1 protein-coding gene is annotated in these 1,409 nt (G+C 59.1%); it reads left to right on the forward strand.

Features of this window, described 5'->3' with window-relative positions; all coding sequences use genetic code 11:
• Window positions 1–505: 505 nt before the first annotated feature.
• The coding region (locus tag ACLHRZ_RS42460) for a reverse transcriptase/maturase family protein (RefSeq protein ID WP_490423993.1) at window positions 506–1,409 on the forward strand (904 nt) is incomplete at its 3' end.

Genomic DNA, 1,409 nt, shown 5'->3' on the forward strand with positions numbered 1-1,409 from the left:
CCCGACTCAGTCGGGAGGAAACTAGGAGGAATGTTCCTGAGTCTGATGGCTCACCCGAATCCGAAAGGTGCTGGGGACAGTAGCATGCCAGGAAAGCAGTGACTGCCCGGAGGCGTCGAGGGCGGGGTGCTGCGGGACTCGCGCAATAAGGCAAAAGCTAAACTGCCTGAAGTCTAATTCCCGTTCGGTGCAAGATGACACCCACCGGAAAGGCGCACGAAACCGGTGCTGTGCTGTGGGGCGGCATGTCTCCTTGGTCGCCCCAACCTCCTCAGCACAGGCGATGCCCAGGGAGGGCATTCAAGGGAATGAGTGGACTGCCTAAGTTGCGCTAGAACGTACGACAGAGACGTACCACGGGATTGCCTACGGGGCGCGAGCCCTATGGTAACGGAGTGCGAATAGTAGTCGCAGGAGTAACGACCTGTCAGGGAGCCTGGGAGAGCCAGGTGCAGGGCGAAGTCGCACAGGTGATTTGGACACCTAAGGTCAGGAGGTGCGCGAGATGCGAGAGGCCGAAACGGTTCTGGGTGTCCTCCGCGAGCGCGGTAGGCGTGGCCTGCCGTTGGAACGGCTGTATCGGCAACTGTTCAATCGTCAGTTGTATTTGGTGGCTTACGGCAAGTTGTATTCCAACGAGGGTGCAACGACACCGGGAGCAACCACGGAAACTGTGGACGGCATGTCCTTGGAGAAGATCGATAGCATCATCGACGCTGTTCGATCTGAACGGTGGCGCTGGCGACCGGTCAGACGCGTCCAGATCCTCAAGAAGGATGGGAAGAAGCGGCGCGCTTTAGGACTGCCAACCTGGTCGGACAAACTACTGGCTGAAGTAGTGCGGATGTTACTCGATGCGTACTACGACATCCAGTTCTCCAACCGCTCTCACGGGTTCCGTACTGGCCGAGGCTGTCATACCGCTCTGAGCGAGATAGCCGACACGTGGACCGGCTCTCAATGGTTTATTGAGGGCGACATTGCTCAATGCTTCGACTCGCTGGACCATCAGGTGATGTTGAAGATCCTGGGTGAGCGGATCCACGACGGCCGGTTCCTCCGGCTGGTGAAAGGAATGCTGTCGGCGGGGTATCTGGAGGATTGGGTGTGGCATGCCACTTTGAGCGGAGCACCACAGGGTGGTATCGCCTCGCCGACCCTCAGTAACATTTACCTCGACCGGCTTGACCAGTTCGTCGAAACACAGCTGCTGCCGCTGTACAACCGAGGGAAACTCAGGGCGCTCAACCTTGAGTACAACAGGGTGAAGATGGCCGAACGACGTGCACGTAAGCGGGGAGACAGGGCTTTAGCCAAGGCTCACTCGCTGCGAAGCCGCAGTCTGCCCAGCCGGGATCCGTACGACCCCGGCTACCGCCGGCTACGGTACGTTCGCTACGCCGACGATA

It is taken from the genome of Streptomyces sp. AM25 (assembly GCF_058146165.1).